General features: G+C 75.4%; 15 protein-coding genes. 2 read left to right on the top strand and 13 right to left on the bottom strand.

Going from position 1 to position 16,957, the window contains the following annotated elements; translation table 11 throughout:
- Positions 1 to 173: 173 nt before the first annotated feature.
- The 5 genes from QP089_RS29725 to QP089_RS29705 all read right to left on the bottom strand — a co-directional run bounded on the left by QP089_RS29725 (position 174) and on the right by QP089_RS29705 (position 6,618).
- On the bottom strand, positions 174 to 1,295 hold the full coding sequence (locus QP089_RS29725; RefSeq protein ID WP_285915896.1) for a glycosyltransferase: 1,122 nt from the start codon (positions 1,293 to 1,295) through the stop codon (positions 174 to 176).
- Positions 1,292 to 1,969, bottom strand: a complete 678-nt coding sequence (locus tag QP089_RS29720; protein WP_285915895.1) for a polysaccharide deacetylase family protein — start codon at positions 1,967 to 1,969, stop codon at positions 1,292 to 1,294. Before QP089_RS29720 ends, QP089_RS29725 begins: the two co-directional genes overlap by 4 nt.
- Complete coding sequence (locus tag QP089_RS29715) at positions 1,941 to 3,659, bottom strand: lipid II flippase MurJ (protein WP_285915894.1); 1,719 nt, start codon at positions 3,657 to 3,659, stop codon at positions 1,941 to 1,943. The genes QP089_RS29720 and QP089_RS29715 overlap by 29 nt, the downstream gene beginning before the upstream one ends.
- Complete coding sequence (locus tag QP089_RS29710) at positions 3,656 to 5,080, bottom strand: O-antigen ligase family protein (protein ID WP_285915892.1); 1,425 nt, start codon at positions 5,078 to 5,080, stop codon at positions 3,656 to 3,658. Before QP089_RS29710 ends, QP089_RS29715 begins: the two co-directional genes overlap by 4 nt.
- A gap of 71 nt (positions 5,081 to 5,151) precedes the next feature.
- Complete coding sequence (locus QP089_RS29705) at positions 5,152 to 6,618, bottom strand: exopolysaccharide biosynthesis polyprenyl glycosylphosphotransferase (RefSeq protein ID WP_285915890.1); 1,467 nt, start codon at positions 6,616 to 6,618, stop codon at positions 5,152 to 5,154.
- A gap of 627 nt (positions 6,619 to 7,245) precedes the next feature.
- Here QP089_RS29705 and QP089_RS29700 point away from each other — a divergent pair.
- Both QP089_RS29700 and QP089_RS29695 read left to right on the top strand, forming a co-directional pair.
- Positions 7,246 to 8,487 carry a L,D-transpeptidase gene (locus tag QP089_RS29700; RefSeq protein WP_285915888.1) on the top strand — a complete coding sequence of 414 codons (1,242 nt, stop codon included), beginning with the start codon at positions 7,246 to 7,248 and terminating at the stop codon, positions 8,485 to 8,487.
- Positions 8,488 to 8,623: 136 nt separating this feature from the next.
- A complete protein-coding gene (locus QP089_RS29695) occupies positions 8,624 to 9,235 on the top strand; it encodes a TetR/AcrR family transcriptional regulator (protein WP_285915886.1) in 612 nt (203 codons plus the stop codon).
- Positions 9,236 to 9,245: 10 nt separating this feature from the next.
- Here the strand turns inward: QP089_RS29695 and QP089_RS29690 are convergent, their stop codons facing one another.
- The 8 genes from QP089_RS29690 to QP089_RS29655 form a co-directional block, all read right to left on the bottom strand.
- Positions 9,246 to 10,952 carry an FAD-dependent oxidoreductase gene (locus QP089_RS29690; RefSeq protein WP_285915884.1) on the bottom strand — a complete coding sequence of 569 codons (1,707 nt, stop codon included), beginning with the start codon at positions 10,950 to 10,952 and terminating at the stop codon, positions 9,246 to 9,248.
- 231 nt (positions 10,953 to 11,183) lie between these two features.
- A complete protein-coding gene (locus QP089_RS29685; RefSeq protein WP_285915882.1) occupies positions 11,184 to 12,389 on the bottom strand; it encodes a PucR-like N-terminal domain-containing protein in 1,206 nt (401 codons plus the stop codon).
- 230 nt (positions 12,390 to 12,619) lie between these two features.
- Positions 12,620 to 13,408, bottom strand: a complete 789-nt coding sequence (locus QP089_RS29680) for an SAM-dependent methyltransferase (protein ID WP_285915880.1) — start codon at positions 13,406 to 13,408, stop codon at positions 12,620 to 12,622.
- Positions 13,409 to 13,496: 88 nt separating this feature from the next.
- The gene (locus tag QP089_RS29675; RefSeq protein WP_285915878.1) at positions 13,497 to 14,066 is read right to left on the bottom strand and encodes a hypothetical protein; all 570 of its coding nucleotides are present in this window, start codon (positions 14,064 to 14,066) and stop codon (positions 13,497 to 13,499) included.
- 14 nt (positions 14,067 to 14,080) lie between these two features.
- Positions 14,081 to 14,611, bottom strand: a complete 531-nt coding sequence (locus QP089_RS29670; RefSeq protein WP_285915876.1) for an Rv1363c family protein — start codon at positions 14,609 to 14,611, stop codon at positions 14,081 to 14,083.
- Between the two features lie 14 nt (positions 14,612 to 14,625).
- A complete protein-coding gene (locus QP089_RS29665) occupies positions 14,626 to 15,132 on the bottom strand; it encodes a hypothetical protein (protein WP_285915874.1) in 507 nt (168 codons plus the stop codon).
- Entirely contained in the window at positions 15,129 to 15,692 is a 564-nt protein-coding gene (locus QP089_RS29660; RefSeq protein WP_285915872.1) for a hypothetical protein, read from the bottom strand. Before QP089_RS29660 ends, QP089_RS29665 begins: the two co-directional genes overlap by 4 nt.
- Positions 15,692 to 16,954, bottom strand: a complete 1,263-nt coding sequence (locus QP089_RS29655) for an MCE family protein (protein WP_285915871.1) — start codon at positions 16,952 to 16,954, stop codon at positions 15,692 to 15,694. The genes QP089_RS29660 and QP089_RS29655 overlap by 1 nt, the downstream gene beginning before the upstream one ends.
- Positions 16,955 to 16,957 lie beyond the last annotated feature (3 nt).

Below are 16,957 nucleotides of genomic sequence, written 5' to 3'. Positions count from 1 at the left end.
CCGGCGGGCGGCACGGCCTGCGGCCTGGCGGGCCTCGGCCGGCGGGCCGCCGCCTCCGTCGGCCGGTTGCCCGTCCGGTTCGCCGGCGGCCGGCGTCCCGGTGGCCGGCTTCCGGGCGGCCGGTTTCCTGGTGGTGTCACGTTGCGACATCGGCTGACCCTTCTCTCATGCCGTCAGGTCGGGATGGACTCGCGGGCGGGCCGCGTCCGCCCGGCGCCCGGCCCGCCGCCGGTGTAGAGGCGGGCGAGCTTCGCGGCCTGCTCCGCGATGGCGTAGCGGTGGACGGCCGGCGGCACCGGAACCCGTCCGGTGCGGCGGCCGAGCTCGGCGGCCCAGGCGTCCGGGCCGGCGGCGGCGGGCAGGCGCGCGGCGTCCGGGGCCTCCTCGCGGGGCAGGTCGTCGAGGGCCGGGCAGGCGGTGCGGACGACGGGCAGCCCGGCGGCCAGCGCCTCCAGGACCCCGAGGCCGAACGTCTCCTGCGTGGACGGTGCGGCGAACACGTCCATGGCCGCGAGGGCCGGCGCGACGTCGCCCGTCCCGCCCGCGAGGACGACGCGGTCGAGCACGCGCAGGTCGCGGGCGAGCCGGTGCAGCCGGCCGCGTTCCGGGCCGTCGCCGACGATCAGCAGCCGGGCGCCGGGCATCCGGGCGACGGCCGCGACGAGCAGGCCGAAGCGCTTGGTCGGGACGAGGCGTCCGACGGCGCCGACGACGTGCGCATCGGGCGGGATGCCGAGGCGGTGGCGGGTCGCGGCGCGCCGTGCCTGGTCGAAGGCGAACGCGGCGGGTTCGATGCCGTTCGGGATGACGGTGATGCGGTCCCGCGGGACGCCCCAGGCGCGCAGCCGCGCCGCGACCGTCGGGGACACCGCGACCGTCAGCGAGCCGAGGCGCTCGGTCGCCCGGTAGAGGGCCTGGACGGCGCGGGTCGTGCGGCGGCCCTCGATGTGGCCGTCGCCCAGCGAGTGCTCCGTGGCGATGATGCGCGGCGTCCCGGCCAGGCGGGCGGCGACGCGGCCGTAGACGCAGGCGCGGTACAGGTGCGTGTGGACGACGTCGTAGCCGCCGTCGCCGATCACCCGGACGAGGCGCGGCAGCGCGCCGAGGTCGCGGTTGCCGCGCATGCCGATCTCGTGGACGGGCACGCCGCCGCGCCGGATCTCCTCGCCGAGCGCGCCCGCGTGCGTCAGCGTCGCCACCTCGCAGTCCAGCGGCAGGTGGCGCAGGAGCGCGGCGAGCTGGCGCTCGGCGCCGCCGTGCTCCAGTCCGGTGATGACGTGCAGGACGCGGGTCACATGCGGCTCCGCCACTGCATCTGGTGCCGGATGATCTTCGCGCGCAGCCGCAGGGCACCGTCGCGCTCGCCGATGTAGGCGCGGCCGAGCGCGTGCCGGGACGGCCGCTGCGGGCGGATGTCGCAGGCGTAGTCGTACCCGGCGGCGCGGACGGCGTCGACCTCGCGGGCCGTCGCGTGCCCGTACGGGTAGGCGAAGCCGGTGACCTGCCGTCCGACGATGTCCTCCAGGGCGGTGCGGCTCTCCTCGAGCTCCTCGCGCAGCTCGGTGTCGTCCACCCCGGGCAGCGACACGTGGTGGCGGCCGTGCGAGCCGACCTCCATGCCGGTGTCGGCGACGGTGCGCAGCTGCTCGGCGGTCATGAGCGGCTTGCGGGGGCCCTCGTCCCAGGCGTTGTAGGAGCCGACGCGCCCGGACACGGCGAAGACGGTCGCGCCGAACCCGTAGCGGACGAGGACGGGCAGCGCGCGGGTGGCGAAGTCGGCGTAGCCGTCGTCGAAGGTGAGGCCGACCAGGCCGCGCGCGCGGCCCTCGGCGTGCTCGGCGAGCAGCTCGGCCATCCCGACGCCGCGCAGGCCGCGGGCGCGCAGCCAGGCCATCTGCCGCTCGAACCGGGGCGGCGAGACGGTGACCAGGTGCGGGTCGTCAGCGTAGTGATCGATCGAGTGGTACATCAGCACCAGCGGCGGCGGCTCGACCTCCTGCGGAGGCTGCGCGGGCCTGGGCGTCGGCGCCGTCGCCGGCGTCGTGTGCGGCGCCGGTTCGGTCGGCTGGGTCACTGGTTCCCCCGGAAGAAGTACGGCCGCGGCGGGCGAGCGCGCCGGGCCTCCATGAGGGCCATGGGGTGCCCCATGGCGCGATGAGGTCGCGTCCCGCGACGGCGATCAGCGCGGCGAACGCGGCGGCGGTGGCGAGGCCGCCGGCGGCGAGCCGGACGATCGCGGACGCGGCGTCGCCGGAGCGGCCGAGCGGCCCGGTGGCGAGCAGGGCGGCGGCGCCGGCGAGGGACGCGAACAGGGCGAGCCGGGCGAGGTCCGCGGCGACGCGGCGCAGCGCGATCGGCGCGACGCGGGCGCGCAGCCCGGCGAGCAGCAGGACGGCGGCGAGGGTGATGCCGGCGGCGTCGGCGGCGGCCAGCGCGACCGTCCCGGCCGCTGCGGCGAGGCCCGCGCAGACGGCGGCGGTGACGGCGAGGCCGCCCGCGAGCACGCCGGCGGGCCGCCACGGCGGGCGCTTCTGCGCGAAGAACGCGCGGGCGGCGAGCCCGACCGCCGACTGCCCCCACAGCCCGAGCGCGTAGACGCGCAGGGTGGCGGCGGTGTCGCGGGTGTCGGCGGCGGTGAAGGCGCCGTGCTGGAACAGCACCGCGATGACGGCGGGCGCGAACGCGATGAGGAACGCGGCGGCGCACAGCACCAGGCCGCTGGCGACGACGAGGTCCTGCTGGATGCGGCGGGCGACGCCGCCGGTGTCGCCGTCCGCCGAGGCGCGCGCGAGGCGCGGGAACGTCACCGTGACGATCAGCAGCGACAGCACCATCGGGACCTGCGCGACCTTCTGCGCGTAGTTGAGGTGCGAGATCGACCCGGCGGTGAGCCCCGAGCCGATGAACCGCTCGACGAACACCTGCGCCTGGCGGGTGACGGTGTAGACGACGACGGGCGCGACGGCGGCGAGGCCGAGCCGCAGTTCGGCGCGGTCGACCTGCGGCGCGGCGTCCTCGCGCAGGCAGCGGACGAACGCGGGCAGCTGCACGGCGACCATCAGGACGCTGCCGCACGCGACGCCGATCGCCGCGCTCATGATGCCGACGAGCCCGGCGAATCCCGCGATCAGCGCGAGGATCCCGACGTTGTACGCCAGGTAGATCGCGGCGGGCGGGCCGAAGCGGTGGTGGGCGCGCAGCGTGGCGCTCATGAACCCCGCGAGGCCGAACGTGACGACGGTGAGCGCGGTCAGCCGGACGCACTGCACCGCCGGCCCCGGCTGCGTCAGCCCCGGCGCGAGGGCCCCGACGACGATCGGGGCCGCGAACCCGAGCGCGAGCGTGACCACGGTGAGGGCGGCGGCCATCCGGGGCAGCGTCGTGCCGGTGAAGGCGCGCAGGCCGCCGCCGCGGGCGAGCAGCCGGGTGACGACCGGGACCATCAGCAGCGCCATCGCGTCCTCGATGAGCAGCGGCGAGACGGTCTCGGGGATCGTCCAGGCGACGAGGAAGGCGTCGGTGGATCCGCTCGCGCCGAACCGGTGCGCCATGACCAGGTCGCGGACGAACCCGAGCCCGGTGCCGGCCGCGATCAGGACGCCCGACAGCGCGGCGGCCCGCCCCACCGAGCCGCCCCGCCGCACGTCCCGCGCCGTCATCCGCGGGTCCCTCCCGGCCGGTCGGGAGCGCTGGCACGGTCGGGAACGGCGGCGCGGTCGGGAACGGCGGCGCGGTCGGGAGCGGTGGCGCGGTCGGGGGCGAGGCCGAAGGCGCGGCGGGCGGCGGCGCCGAGCAGCACGCCGGTGAGCACGCACGTCGGCCCGCCCATGTCCGCGTACAGGAAGTTGACCAGCAGGAACGTCATGAACGCGGCGCCGATGAGCCAGAACGGGTCGCGCACGTCGCGGCGCGTCCACAGCCCCCACAGGATCGCGCCGAGCAGCCCGGCGAACCCGGCGAAGCCCACCACGCCCTGCTCGGACAGGATCAGCAGGTATTCGTCGTGCGGCGACAGCAGCGGCTGCCGCCGGTAGCCGTTGACCGGGTCGTCGGTCTCGCTGCCGGACGACAGCTCGATGCCCGCGTAGGCGTCCCGGTAGGCGGGGAAGTTCTTCACCCCGACGCCGGTGACCGGGTGGTCGGTCCAGATCCGGCCGGCGGCGGCCCACAGGTTGTAGCGGTCGCTGACCGACTGGTCCGGGGCGTTCACCGAGCTGACGATCGACGCGGACCGCTGGACGACCTCCCCGCCGCCGAGCAGCCCGAGCGCGACCAGCCCGAGCGCGGCGCAGCACACCGCCGCCTTCACCGCGAGCCACCGGTCGAAGACCAGCAGCATCAGCGCGACGGCGGCGGCGAGCGCGATCCAGCTGCCCCGGCTGAGCGCGAGCAGCAGCGCGAGCGCCAGCACGCCGAGCCCGGCCAGCGCCGCCGGTACCGCCGCGGCGCCGTACCGGGGCGCGACCAGCGCGAACGCCGTCAGCACCAGGCACGCGAACCCGACGACGATGGACATCGCCATGACGTCGGCGGCGCCGAACGTGCCGACCGCGCGGACGTTCTCGCCGCCGATCGACGCGCCCGTCCCGCTGAGCGACTGCGAGATCCCGTACAGCGCCTCGCCGAGCCCGAGGCCGAGCACCGAGCCGAACACGATCCCGAGGTCGCGGCGGTCCCGGACGAGCAGCACGACCGCGAGCGGCACCAGCACGAAGATCTGCACGTCCCGCACGAAACCGGACATGCTCGACGCGATGTCGGTGGACGCGACCGTCGTCACGCCGAACGCGGCCGCCGCCGGCGCGAACGCCCACAGCGCCCGGCGGGGCGGCGCGGTCCGCCGCGTCGCCACCAGCAGCGCGGCCGCCGCGACCAGCACGACGCTGGCGACGTCGCCCGCGGTGACCTGCACCCCGGTGCCGTCCCCGCCGTCGCCGCCGGACGGGACGCCGACGCACGCCACGGTCACCGCGACCAGCCAGCTCGGGCGGCCGCGCAGATCGGCGAGGACGCCGCCCGCCCGCACCGTCCAGTGCGGGCGGGCGGCGGCCGCCGCGCGGTGCCGGGGCAGCGTCGTCATGCGTGCCGCTTGCGGGGGGCGACCCCCCACACCCCCCGGGAAAGGCAGCCGCATGCCCTCGCTCCGCTCGGTCATGCGGCGTCCCGGCACAGCATCGCCCGCACCGTCAGCAGCAGGATGCGCAGGTCGGACCCGAACGACCAGTGGTCGATGTAGTGGTTGTCGAGGCGGGCGCGCAGCTCGATCGAGGTGTCGCCGCGGAACCCGTGCACCTGCGCCCAGCCGGTCATCCCGACGGGGACGCGGTGCCGCAGCATGTAGCCGGGGCACGACCGGGAGAACTGCTCCACGAAGTGCGGGCGCTCCGGGCGCGGCCCGACCAGGCTCATGTCGCCGCGGACGACGTTCCACAGCTGCGGCAGCTCGTCCAGCGACGTCCGGCGCAGGAACCGGCCGACCGGGCCCATCCGGTGGTCGCCCTCGACCGTCCAGCGGGTGTCGGACTCCTGCTCGTCGGCGGGCTTGAGGGTGCGGAACTTCAGCAGCACGAACTCCTCGCCGCCGCGTCCGATCCGCCGCTGCCGGAACAGCACGCCGGGGCCGCCCTCCAGCCGGACCGCGAGCGCGCACGCGGCCAGCACCGGCGCCGCCAGCGCCAGCGCGAGCGCGCCGACGGCCAGATCGAGGGCCCGCTTGGCGAGCCGCGGCGCGGCGCCGCGCAGCCGCCAGTCCACCCGCGCGCACGGCAGCCCGGCCAGGTACTCGCGCCGGGCGGGCGCCACCGGCACCACGTCCGACGGCGGCTGGACGAGCAGCGTCTCGCACGGCAGCCCGAACGCCAGCCGCAGCACCGCGTCCAGCCGGCCGGGGCGCACCTCCTCGGCGACGATCACCACGGTGTCGGCGCCGTGCTCCTCGACGAGCGCGGGCAGGTCGGCGGCGTCGCCGAGGACGGGCGTCGGGCCCGGCGCCGCGTCCGGCCCGCCGGCCGCGACCAGCCCGACCGGGGCGAGCCCGAGCTCGCCGCGCGCGAGCAGGATGTCGACGACGTGGTCGCTCATCGGGCCCGTCCCGACGACGACGGCGGTGCGGGCGCGCGACCGGCGGCACCGGTAGGTGCGCGCGGCGGCGTTCCCGAACGCCCGCACGGCCAGCGACAGCGCGCCGGCGACCGACGCGATCAGCAGCCATGCGGCCGTCCCGGCGCGCGACGGCGCGGTGCCGGGCGTCAGGACGGGCAGCAGCGCGGCGGCCAGCGCGCCGACCACGAGGGCCCGCACCAGCACGGGACGCACGTCCGCCAGCAGCGACGGGCTGCGCCGGACCCGGTACAGCCCGCCCGCGGCGTTCAGCACGATGACGGCGGCGGACGCGGCGGCGGGCAGCGCCCCGTCGGGTCCGGCGCCGCGCGCGACGGACACCGCGGCGGCCATCGCCCAGCCGTCGGCGACGGCGAGGCAGGCGGGGTACAGCACGGCGAGCAGCGCCGGGGACCGGTGGCGGCGCGGCAGCGACCGCGGCGGCGGATCGGCGAGGGGCGCCCCGGCGCCGATGGAGGCGCCCGGGTCGATGGAGGCGCTCAGCCCCTGGGCTCTCATCTCGCGCGTCCCTTCGCTGACAGGAGCTCACCGGCAGGTGACGCCGGCGGGCCCGCCGTGCCATGGCGCCGCGCGCATTCCCCGCCGCCGAACACGGGGTCCGCAAGCGGCCGGGAACCAGCATCGCAGCGCGCGGCGGCGATGATCGGCGCTTTTAACGAAGGCCACCTCAGTCTTGAATAGAAGATCGACACTGTCCGAGTGCTACCCACCTGACCTGCGGCGACGACCCCATCGCCGGCCATCGCTTTCGCCAAGAAACACCAAGGCCGCCGATCCCCCGGCGGCCCTTGCATTTTCCTATCCCGGGACGCCGCCGACGCCTTTCCTTTTCGCCCGGCACCGCGCCGATTGCGAGCAATGACATGCGTTCCGCCGCCCGTGCCGCCCGCGCCGCCGCGGGAACGGCTGGGGCGCGTGCGGCGAAAGATAGGAAGAACCACCTCCACGGCGCGAACCTTCGGGGCACGATGGACGTCACATGTGATCGGGTGCGATGACCGGCCGTCCCCCCTGGTGCGGGCCGGGATCGACGGGCGTCCGTCGGCGGTCGCGTCGCGGGGTCCGTGCTCCGCCCGGTTCGGGTGGGCTGGATGAGGGAGAACGGTGCGAGGGAAGTCGGTTGCGGTGGTCGCTCTGGTCCTGGGGCTGGCGACGGCGTGCGGTGGCAGCGGCGGCGAGGCCGGGACGGCCGCGGCGGGCGGCGGTGAGGAGAGCGCCCCCAAGGTGACGATCACCCCCGCGAACGGCGCCGGCAAGGCCCGGCCGGACGAGGGCGTGACGGTGGCGGCCGCCGGCGGCACGCTCGGCCAGATCTCCGTGCAGCTGAAGAGCGCCGCGTCCGGCAGGACGGTGCAGGTCCCCGGCGAGCTGTCGGCGGACAAGCGGCAGTGGCACTCCACCTGGACGCTGCAGCCGGGCGGCAGCTACCAGGTGTCGGCCACCGCCACCTCCGCCAAGGGCAAGGCCACCACGGCCACCAGCGCCTTCAGGACGAGCCGGGCGACCGCCGCCACCGTGATCAACAACGTGGTGCCGAGCGCGAACGAGACGGTCGGCACCGGCATGCCGATCTTCATCCAGTTCAACAAGACGGTCCCGGCCAAGGCCCGCGCCGCGATCGAGAAGAGCATCGAGATCTCCTCGACCAAGCCGACCGAGGGCGCCTGGCGGTGGCTGGCGCCGGGCGAGTCGTTCAACGGCCTGCCGTCCCTGGTGTTCCGGCCGAAGCACCCGTGGACGCCGCACCAGCGGGTCTCCGTCACCGTCCACTACGCCGGGCTGAGGATCGGCGACAACGTGTTCGGCAACAAGGACACCGCCCGCTCGTTCAGGATCGGCGACTCGCACACCATCCAGGTGAACGCCCGGACCGACCGGCTCGTGGTCAAGAAGAACGGCCGCACCGTCCGGTCCTGGGGCGTCAGCCTCGGTGCCGGCGGCGACGTCCAGTCCGACGGCATCGACCACCTGCTCACCACCAGCGGCGTCCACCTGACCATGGACCACAGCCGCCTGGAGCGGATGCGCCCGCCGGGCAAGAAGAAGGGCGACCCGGGCTGGTACGACGAGCAGGTCCCGTGGGCCACCCGCATCTCCAACAGCGGCGAGTACATCCACCAGAACATGGACGACCCGACCTGCCTGGGCGACCGCAACTGCAGCCACGGCTGCGTCCGCTCCCCCGGCGACGACGCCCGGTGGTTCTACGGCTGGTCCTACCGCGGCGACATCGTCACCATCACCGGCACCAAGCGGAAGCTGGAGTGGTGGAACGGCTGGGGCTACTGGCAGATGCCGTTCGCCAAGTGGGCGTCGGGCAGCGCCCTCGGCAAGCCCGTCACCACCGCCGCCCTGAACGCCTCCTGACCCCCTCCGCGCCTTCCTCGTCCACGGCCGCGCCGACCCTCCGGGGCCAGCGCGGCCGCCGCGTTTACCGGGTGTTGGCCGCGGCCATGCCGGGGCTTAGGTTCCGCCCGGACCGGGGCTGCATAGCGTCGTCACTATGGGCAGTGACATCACGCGGCAGCAGGTCATCGACGTCGCCACCCGCCTGTTCGGCGAGCTGGGCTACGACGGGACCCCCGTGCAGCTGATCGCGGACGCCCTGGGCGCCGGCCCCACGGTGGTCACCGAGGTGGCGGGCGACAAGCGAGCCATCTACCTGGAGGTCATGCGGCAGGCGTTCGAGGCCGAGCGGGACATGCTGGACACGGTCGTGGAGCAGGCCGAGCCGGGACGCCGCGCCATCCACCAGATCGTCGACGGCTACCTGGACTTCCACCTGGCGCATCCGCAGAACCGCGCGCTGTGGGCGCACCGGTGGGTCGCCGACGCCGCCGACATCTCCGAGCTGGAGGACCGCTACGCGCGGCCGCTGTTCCACCTGGCCGTCCGCAAGATCCGCGACGTGATCCCGCCGGACGTCAACCCGTTCTACCTGCTCGGCACGATGGTCTGGTGCGTGCACGGCTTCCTCGGCTCGGGGGTCTTCGAGCAGTCGCAGGGCATGCGCAGCGCCTACGACCCGGAGATCATCGCGTCGTTCCGCGAGCACATGCACGTCCTGATGGACCGGCTGATGAGCCCGCGGTGCCCCGACGCCGATCCCCGCTGAGCGCGCCGGCTCAGACCAGGGGCAGGGCCGCGGGCGCGCCCTCGGGGACGGCCGGGGAGCGCGGGGCGACGCGCTCCACGCGCCGGTAGGGGGCGCCGGGCTCGGGGCGCGGGTCCTTCTCGCCGCGGTTCGGCCAGAACGCCATCGCCCGCTCGGCCTGCGCCGTGATGGTCAGCGACGGGTTGACGCCGAGGTTCGCGGTGACCGCCGAGCCGTCCACGACGTGCAGGCCGGGGTGGCCGTGGACGCGGTGGTAGGGGTCGATGACGCCGGTCTCGGGCGTCTCGCCGATGACGCAGCCGCCGATGAAGTGCGCGGTGGTCGGGATGTTGAACAGGTCGAACCACGTCCCGCCGGCGGTGGCGTCCAGCTCCTCGGCGAGCATCCGGACGGCCCGGTGCGCGATCGGGATCCAGGTCGGGTTCGGCTCGCCCTCGCCGAGCCCGGCGGACAGGCGGCGGCGGCCGAGCCGCCCGCGCCTCTCGGTGATCGTGATGGAGTTGTCGGCGGTCTGCATGACCAGCGCGATGACGGTCCGCTTCGCCCAGTCCTTCAGCGACAGGCCGCGCAGGATGATCGTCGGGTGCCGGGCGGCCTGGCCGAGGAACTTCAGCCAGCGCGGCGGGCCGCCGCCGTCGACCAGCAGCGTCCGGATGAAGCCCATCAGGTTGTTGCCGGCGCCGTAGCGGGTCGGCTCGATGTGGGTCTTGTCGTCGGGGTGGAAGGAGGAGGTGATGGCGAGGCCGGTGCTGTGGTCGACGTCCTTCTTGCGATGCCACACCGTCATGCGCTCGACGCCGAGGAGCGCCTCGGAGTTGGTGCGGGTCAGCTCGCCGAGGCGGGGCGACAGGTGCGGCAGGCGGCCGGTGGCGCGCATCCGGTGCAGGAGCCGCTGCGTGCCGTAGGTCCCGGCGGCGAAGACGACGTGCTCGGCGGTCAGCGTGCGGCGCCGCCTGCGCAGCGGCGCGGTGTGCTCCGTCTCGACCGTGTAGCCGCCGCCGTCCCGGGGCGCCACCGCCGTGACGGTCGTGTCGGGCAGCACCTGCACGCCGGCCTGCTCGGCCAGGTACAGGTAGTTCTTCGTCAGCATGTTCTTCGCGCCGACGCGGCAGCCGATCATGCAGGAGCCGCAGGCGGTGCACGTCGTCCGGCGGGGGCCGGCGCCGCCGAAGAAGGGGTCGTCGTGGTCCTCGCCCGGCCTGTCGCCGAAGTACACGCCGACGGGCGTCGGATGGTAGGTGTCGCCCACCCCCATCCGGTCGGCGACGCGCTTCATCGCCTCGTCGGCCGGGGTGACGAGCGGGTTGACGGTGACGCCCAGCATCTTCTGCGCCTGCGCGTAGTACGGCTTCAGCTCGTCCTGCCAGTCGGTGATGTGGCCCCACTGCCGGTCCTTGAAGAACGGCTCCGGCGGCACGTACAGGGTGTTGGCGTACACCAGCGACCCGCCGCCGACGCCCGCGCCCGCGAGCACCAGCACCCCGGCCTTGCCGCCGACGAGGTGGATGCGCTGGATGCCGCGCATCCCCAGCCGCGGCGCCCACACGTACTTGCGCAGCCGCCAGGACGTCTTCGGCAGCGTCCGCTCGTCGAAGCGGCGGCCCGCCTCCAGGACGGCGACGCGGTAGCCCTTCTCCGCCAGCCGCAGCGCCGACACGCTGCCGCCGAATCCGGACCCGACGACGATCACGTCGAAGTCGTACGCGGCACCGGACATCGGAGCATCACCTCACTGGGACGGCCGAGCATGGGGTCCCCGACTATGGCGCCGCGCTCCGTCGCGCACCATGCACGCGGTGCAACGATTCGGCGGCCCGGTTGTCACCGGATTGACAAAAACGCGCACCGGGCCGGATCCGGCGTCGCATCGGGGGGTTCGACGCCGCCGAGCAGGGCGCGGCACGGCTCCCAGCGCGGCGCGGTGCGGCTCAGCGCGGCGCGGCGGGGTTCAGCGCGGTGCGGTGCGGCCGGCGAGGCGGGCGTGCAGGATCAGCTCCATCTCCAGGCAGCGCCGCGGGTCGCGCAGGTCGTCCCCGAAGAGGTCCTGGAGGTGGCGCAGCCGGTACCGGACGGTCTGCGGGTGCACGCGCAGCCGGCGGCTCGCGTCGGCGGCGTTGAAGTTGTGCTCCAGCAGCGCCAGCAGCGTCTCGGCGAGCCGCTCCCGGCGGGCCGGCGGGACGGCGCTGAGCGGCGCCAGCCGGGTCGCCGCGGCGTCGTCGATCAGCTCCCCGGCCCGGGAGATCACCAGCGCCGGGACGTGCTCGGCGCTGCGGATCAGCCCGCCGTCCGGGATCACCCCGCGCACCGCCAGCGACAGCGTCTCGCGCGCCCAGCGCAGCGAGTCGGCCGCCCGCGCGAGCGGCACCGCCGGGCCGATCGCGACCGCCCAGTCGTGCAGCAGCGCGTCCGGCAGCGCGGGCCGGGCGGGCCCGTCCGGGTCCGGGACGAGCAGGCACGGCTCGGGCGCCCCGAAGTCGCACAGCAGGCCGGCGGCGGCCGCGGCGGGCGCCCGGCCGGCGTTCTCGCGGCGCCGCCGCGCCACCGCGACGGCCACCGTCCGCGGCAGCGGCCAGCGGGCCTCCGCCGCCAGCGCCGCGACCCGCGCGGCGTCAGCGGGCGGGTCGGCGAGCAGCAGGTGCAGCAGCCGGGCCCGGCGGCGCTGCGCGGCGAGGTCGTCGGCCCGGTCCGCCCGCGCGGCGACCTCCGCGGCGTACCCGGCGGCGATCACCTCCGACACCGCGTCCATGTAGCAGAACTGGGCGTCCACGACGAGGCCGAGCGCGCCGAGGTCGAGGTCGAGCCCGCCGGGCACGGCCGCGAGCGTCCGCCACGCGGCCAGCGCGGAGCGCCGCAGCGCCTGCTGGGTCTCCACCGGGTCGCGGCCGTCGCGCGCCTGGTGCCGCCCGACCCGCAGGTAGAACGCCGCCACCCGCTCCCAGCCGGCGCCGGGGTCCTCGACGAGGTCGCAGAAGTGCCGGATCGCGGCGGCGATCCCGGCGCGCGCCCGGCGGGCCTCCTCCTCGCCGATCGGCGGATCGCCGCGCCGCAGCTCGTTCAGCACCTCGTCGGCCGCCCGGTCCACGTGCGGCCGCAGCCGCCGCGCCACCCATGCCGGGACGGCCTCGAAGGCCCGTACGTCCAACCCTGTTCGCACCACGCGTCGCTCCCCCTGTCCCAGGTCCGCCGGTCTCCGGCGCTCCCCAGGATCCCGGATGGGGACCCGATTCCGATTGTCGCTGAAATAAACCGTTCAGCGTCCTTTCCTGGAGTCGACTGACAAAACCGCGGGCCGCCCGGCATTTGCCTTTCGCCATTTCGGAAATCCGACGGAAACGGCGGGGGTCTCCGCCTCCGGCGGACCATCGCGTCGGCGCGCGGCGCGGATCAGGGTTTGCGGGCGATGCCGGCCAGCATCTTGCCGCGCAGTTCGGGGCCGCCGGTGCGCCACCGGGACGCCTCGACGAGGCCCGGCGGCAGCAGCGGCCACCCGCCGAAGAACGCCTCGATGGCCTCCCGGGTCCGGATGGTGACGCCGGCGGTGGCGTTGCCGTACGGGCTGGTGATCTCGGCGAGCTCGGCGTCGGTGTAGCCGTCGGTGCTCGGCGTCGAGACGGCCAGGTGGCCGCCGGAGGGCAGCCGGTCGCGGTAGGCGGCCACCACCGCGTGGGGGTCGTCCTCGTCCGGGATGAAGTGCAGGACCGCCAGCATGAGCACGGCGACCGGCTCGCCGGGGCCGAACAGCGCGGCGACCTCGGGACGGGCCAGCACCGCGTCGGCGTCCCGCATGTCGGCCCGGATCGCGGCGACCCCGGCCGGCTTGGCGCGCAGAGCATCGTTGTGGGCGGCCACGACCGGGTCGTTGTCGACGTAGACCACCTGGGCGTCCGGGTCGGCCGCCAGGGCGATCTCATGGACGTTCGGGGAGGTCGGCAAGCCCGTGCCGAGGTCCAGGAACCGGCGGACGCCCGCGCCGGCGAGCGCCCGGACGCCGCGCTCCAGGAAGCCCCGGTTCGCGCGGGCCATCATCCCCGCGAGCGGCTGCGCCTCCAGCAGCCTGGTCCCCGCCTCCCGGTCGGACGCGAAATTGTCCTTGCCGCCGAGTAACCAGTCATAGATGCGCGCCGGGCTCGGACGCGAGACGTCCATGCCGGCCGTCGTCCATTCGCTGCTCATCCCCGCCTGGCCTCCTCCTCGCGCGACTGCGTGCCGCACCGACCATAAGCAGGAATTCGCGGCGGGGCCATCGCGCGGGGGCGTTCTTTCAGGGCTGGAACGTGTTAATTGCCGTGATTCGCCAGTGGCCGGAATTGCGGACGACGGTGACGGCGAGCATGGCGGGCGACGTCGTGCTCTTGCCGTCGCCGGTGCGGGTCGTCTGCTGGTCGGCGTAGACGAGGAGGCGGGCGCGGCCGTCGTGGAGGGTGATGACGGCGCTGTCGGTGACCCTGGTGCTCAGGACGGTCTTCTGCCGCGGCGCGTCGGTGCGGACCCTGCCCATCAGCGCCGCGTACCGGCGGACGGCGTCGCCGGCGAGGTCGGTGCGGGCGGCGGCGTCGGTGCGGCCGGGGTCGGTGTAGTTGTAGGAGAACAGCGTGCCGACCATCGCGGCGACGGCGCCCTTGACCTCGCTGGTGGCGGCGCTGTCGGTGAGGGCGGTGTTGCGGACCGCGGGGTCGGCGCGGACGTCGCGGGCCCGCTGGTGCATCCAGATCCCGGACGCGGCGAGTAGCACGGCGAGCAGGCCGAGCGCGACGGGCGAGGCGGCGGCCGATGCGGCGGCGGCCTTCCAGCGGGCGGCGCCGGCGGCGATGCGGGTGGTCTGCGCGGCCATGGCGGGCCGTCCTCTCACGTCGTGCCCGTCGGGGCCTGGCCGAGGTCGCTGAGCCGCCAGCCGTCGGCGGTGCGGGCGAGCCGGCCCGCCAGGCGGTTCTGCTTGGTGACGGGGGCGCCGCCCGGCGGGGTGACGGTGGTCTCGACGGCCACCAGCACGCTCGCCTTGCCGGACCGCTCGTCGAGTTCGGAGACGGCGGCGTCCAGGATGCGGGCCGTGGTGACGGTGCGGGCCTTGCGGACCTGGTCGGTGAAGGCGGCGCGGCCCTGGGCGATCTGCTGGTGCAGGTCGCCGGTGGTGGAGTCCAGCCAGGTGCGGATTCCGGCGTCGACGGCGCGGTAGTCGAGGGTGTTGAGGTTCTGGACGCCCTGCTCGGCGCTCTGCAGGACGTCGTCGCGGGTGCGGGAGTAGGCGTAGGCGCCGTTGTGGGCGGCGGAGTACCAGGTCCAGCCGGCCCAGGCGGCGAACAGCGCGGCGAGGACGGCGAGGCAGGCGGCCGTCCGCCGCACGGTGTCGGCTCCCTGGAGCGCGTCCGTTTCGGGCATGTCGGGCCTCCCGGTCAGGCGGACTTCAGCTCGGTGATGCGCCAGCGGCCGCCGTCGCGGTGCGCGGTGACGGTGAGCTGGGCGGCGGCGGGGGTGCCGTCGGGCTTGCCGGCGCGGGTCGCGGTCTGGTCGAGGAACACCAGCAGCCGGGCGGTGTCGCCGGTCAGGGAGACCACGCCGGCGCGGACGACGCGGGTGGTCAGCGTGACGCGCTGCGCGGGCGCCTGCCGCCGCACCTGGCCGTAGATCTTCTCGTACTGGGCCGCGGCGGAGCCGGTGAGCACCTCCGACGCGGCGCGCCGCGCGGTGTCCACGTCGGCGGGCGTGTAGCTGAAGATGCGGCCGAGCGCGGTGGACACGTCGCCGGTGACGTCGGTGGTGGCGACGCCGTCGAGGACGGCCCGGTCGTGCGGGGTGCCGTCGTCGCGGAACCGTCCGGCGATCGGGTGCAGCAGCAGCGCGATGAGGACGAGCCCGAGCGCGATCCCGAGCGGTTTGTACAGGGCGAGCAGGCGGTTCATCGTGCACCGGCCGGGATCGAGGTGAGCGATTCGAGCTTCCAGCCGGACGCGGTCCGCACGACGCCGGCCTCGAACCGCTTGCGCTGCTGCGTGGGCGCACCGTCCTGCGGGGTCAGCTCGATCCGCACCGACGCGATGACCTGGGCCTTGCCGGCGGCGGTGTCGAGGGAGGTGACGGCGGCGCCGGTGACGGTCGCGGACGCGCTGGTCCGGGACGCGCCGATCGCGGCGCGGTTCCGCGGTTCGTCGCGCTGGAGCTGGTCGTGCAGGGGGCCGGTGGTGGCGTCGAGCCAGGCCCGGAGCCCGGTGGACGGGTCGGCGCGGTCCAGGGTGTTGAGCGCGGCGATCTCCCGCTCGCTGCTGCGCAGGACGGTGCCGCGTTCGCGTTCGGGTCCGCTCTCGCGGTCGGGGGAGCCGGGGAAGAGCGTCCAGGCGGTCCAGCCGAGGAAGGCCGCGGCGGCCAGGATCGCGGCCCACCCGATCAGGCCCCACCCGGCGAGCAGCGGCCGCCGTTTCGGGCGGGGCCGCGGCGGGGCCTCGGCCTTCACGGTGGTGGCCATCAGTGCCCTCCCTGGAGGCCGAGCAGCGCGCCCATCCCCGACGGCCCGGGCGCCACGCCCGGCAGGGCCAGGGCGCCGGGCAGGGCGGGGTTCGCGGCGGCCGACGCCGTCGCGCCGCCGAGGACGGAGCCGGGGTGCGCCGCCGCCGGGACGGGCCGGTGCGGCGCGTTCGCCGCGCCGCGCACGTTGACGCCGCTGGACGCGGGCGCCGTGCAGCGGGCCGCGGTGTTGAGCGCGGGCCCGGCGGACGTGTCGAGGCCGTTGCGGTACTTCGTCCCGCCGTATCCGGACGTGCAGGGCAGCGGGTCGAAGAAGGTGTTGACCATGCCGAAGCTGAGGCGTCCGTCGCGCGCGACGGTCAGGCCCATGGACACGGCGTCGGGGAGCTTGGCGAGGAGCTGCTCCAGGCCGTCCGTCCGGGGCTGGAGGACGCGGGAGGTCGTCAGCAGGTTCGCGACGAGGACGCTCATCGACGGGTCGAGGTCGCGGACGAGGCCCTGCAGCTCGCCGGCCGCGCCCGGCGCGGTCGTCACCAGCCTGCGGAACGCGGGGTCGGACGCGCGCAGCTGCTGCGACAGCAGCCGGGCGTTGCGCCCGAACGCCTTCAGGGCGCCCGATTCCTGGTCCTGGGTCTCCAGGACGGTCTGGCTGTCGCCGATGAGCGAGCGCGTCGGCTCGATGTTGCGGTCGGCGGCCTCGGTGAGGGTGTGGGTGTTGTCGAGCAGGGCCTGCAGGTTCGGGCCCTCGCCGGCGAACGCCGTGCCGAGCTCGGCGACGACCGTGCGCAGCGAGCCGGTCGGGACGGACGCCGCGAGGTTGTTCACGCTGGTCAGCAGGTCGGTGACGGGCGCGGGCGTGGTGGCCGAGGAGCGCGGGATGACCGAGCCGGCGGCGAGGTAGGGGCCCGCGTCGGTGCGGGGCCGCAGGTCGATGAACTGCTCGCCGATCGCCGACCGGTTCGCCACGACGGCCTGGGTGTCGCGGGGCACCCTCGGCGCGGACTTGCGGATCCGCAGGTCGGCGACGACGCCGTCGCCGGTGAGGTCCAGGCCGCCGACGCGCCCGACCGACGTGCCCCGGTAGGTGACGTCGGCGTTCTTCGCCAGGCCGCCCGCCTCGGGCAGGTCGACCCTGACGACGTAGTAGTCCTTCAGCCCGACGTGCCCGCCGAGGTCGGCGTAGTTCAGGCCGACGTAGCCCATCGCGAGCGCGCCGACGATCAGGAACACGAGGTTCTTGATCCTGGTGCCGATGGTCAGCATCCG

Origin of the sequence: Actinomadura opuntiae, assembly GCF_030283205.1 — a bacterium.
In the GTDB taxonomy this organism is placed as follows: domain Bacteria; phylum Actinomycetota; class Actinomycetes; order Streptosporangiales; family Streptosporangiaceae; genus Spirillospora.
The sequence above is the reverse complement of the archived record's forward strand: the minus strand, read 5'-3'. Positions and strand labels throughout refer to the sequence as shown.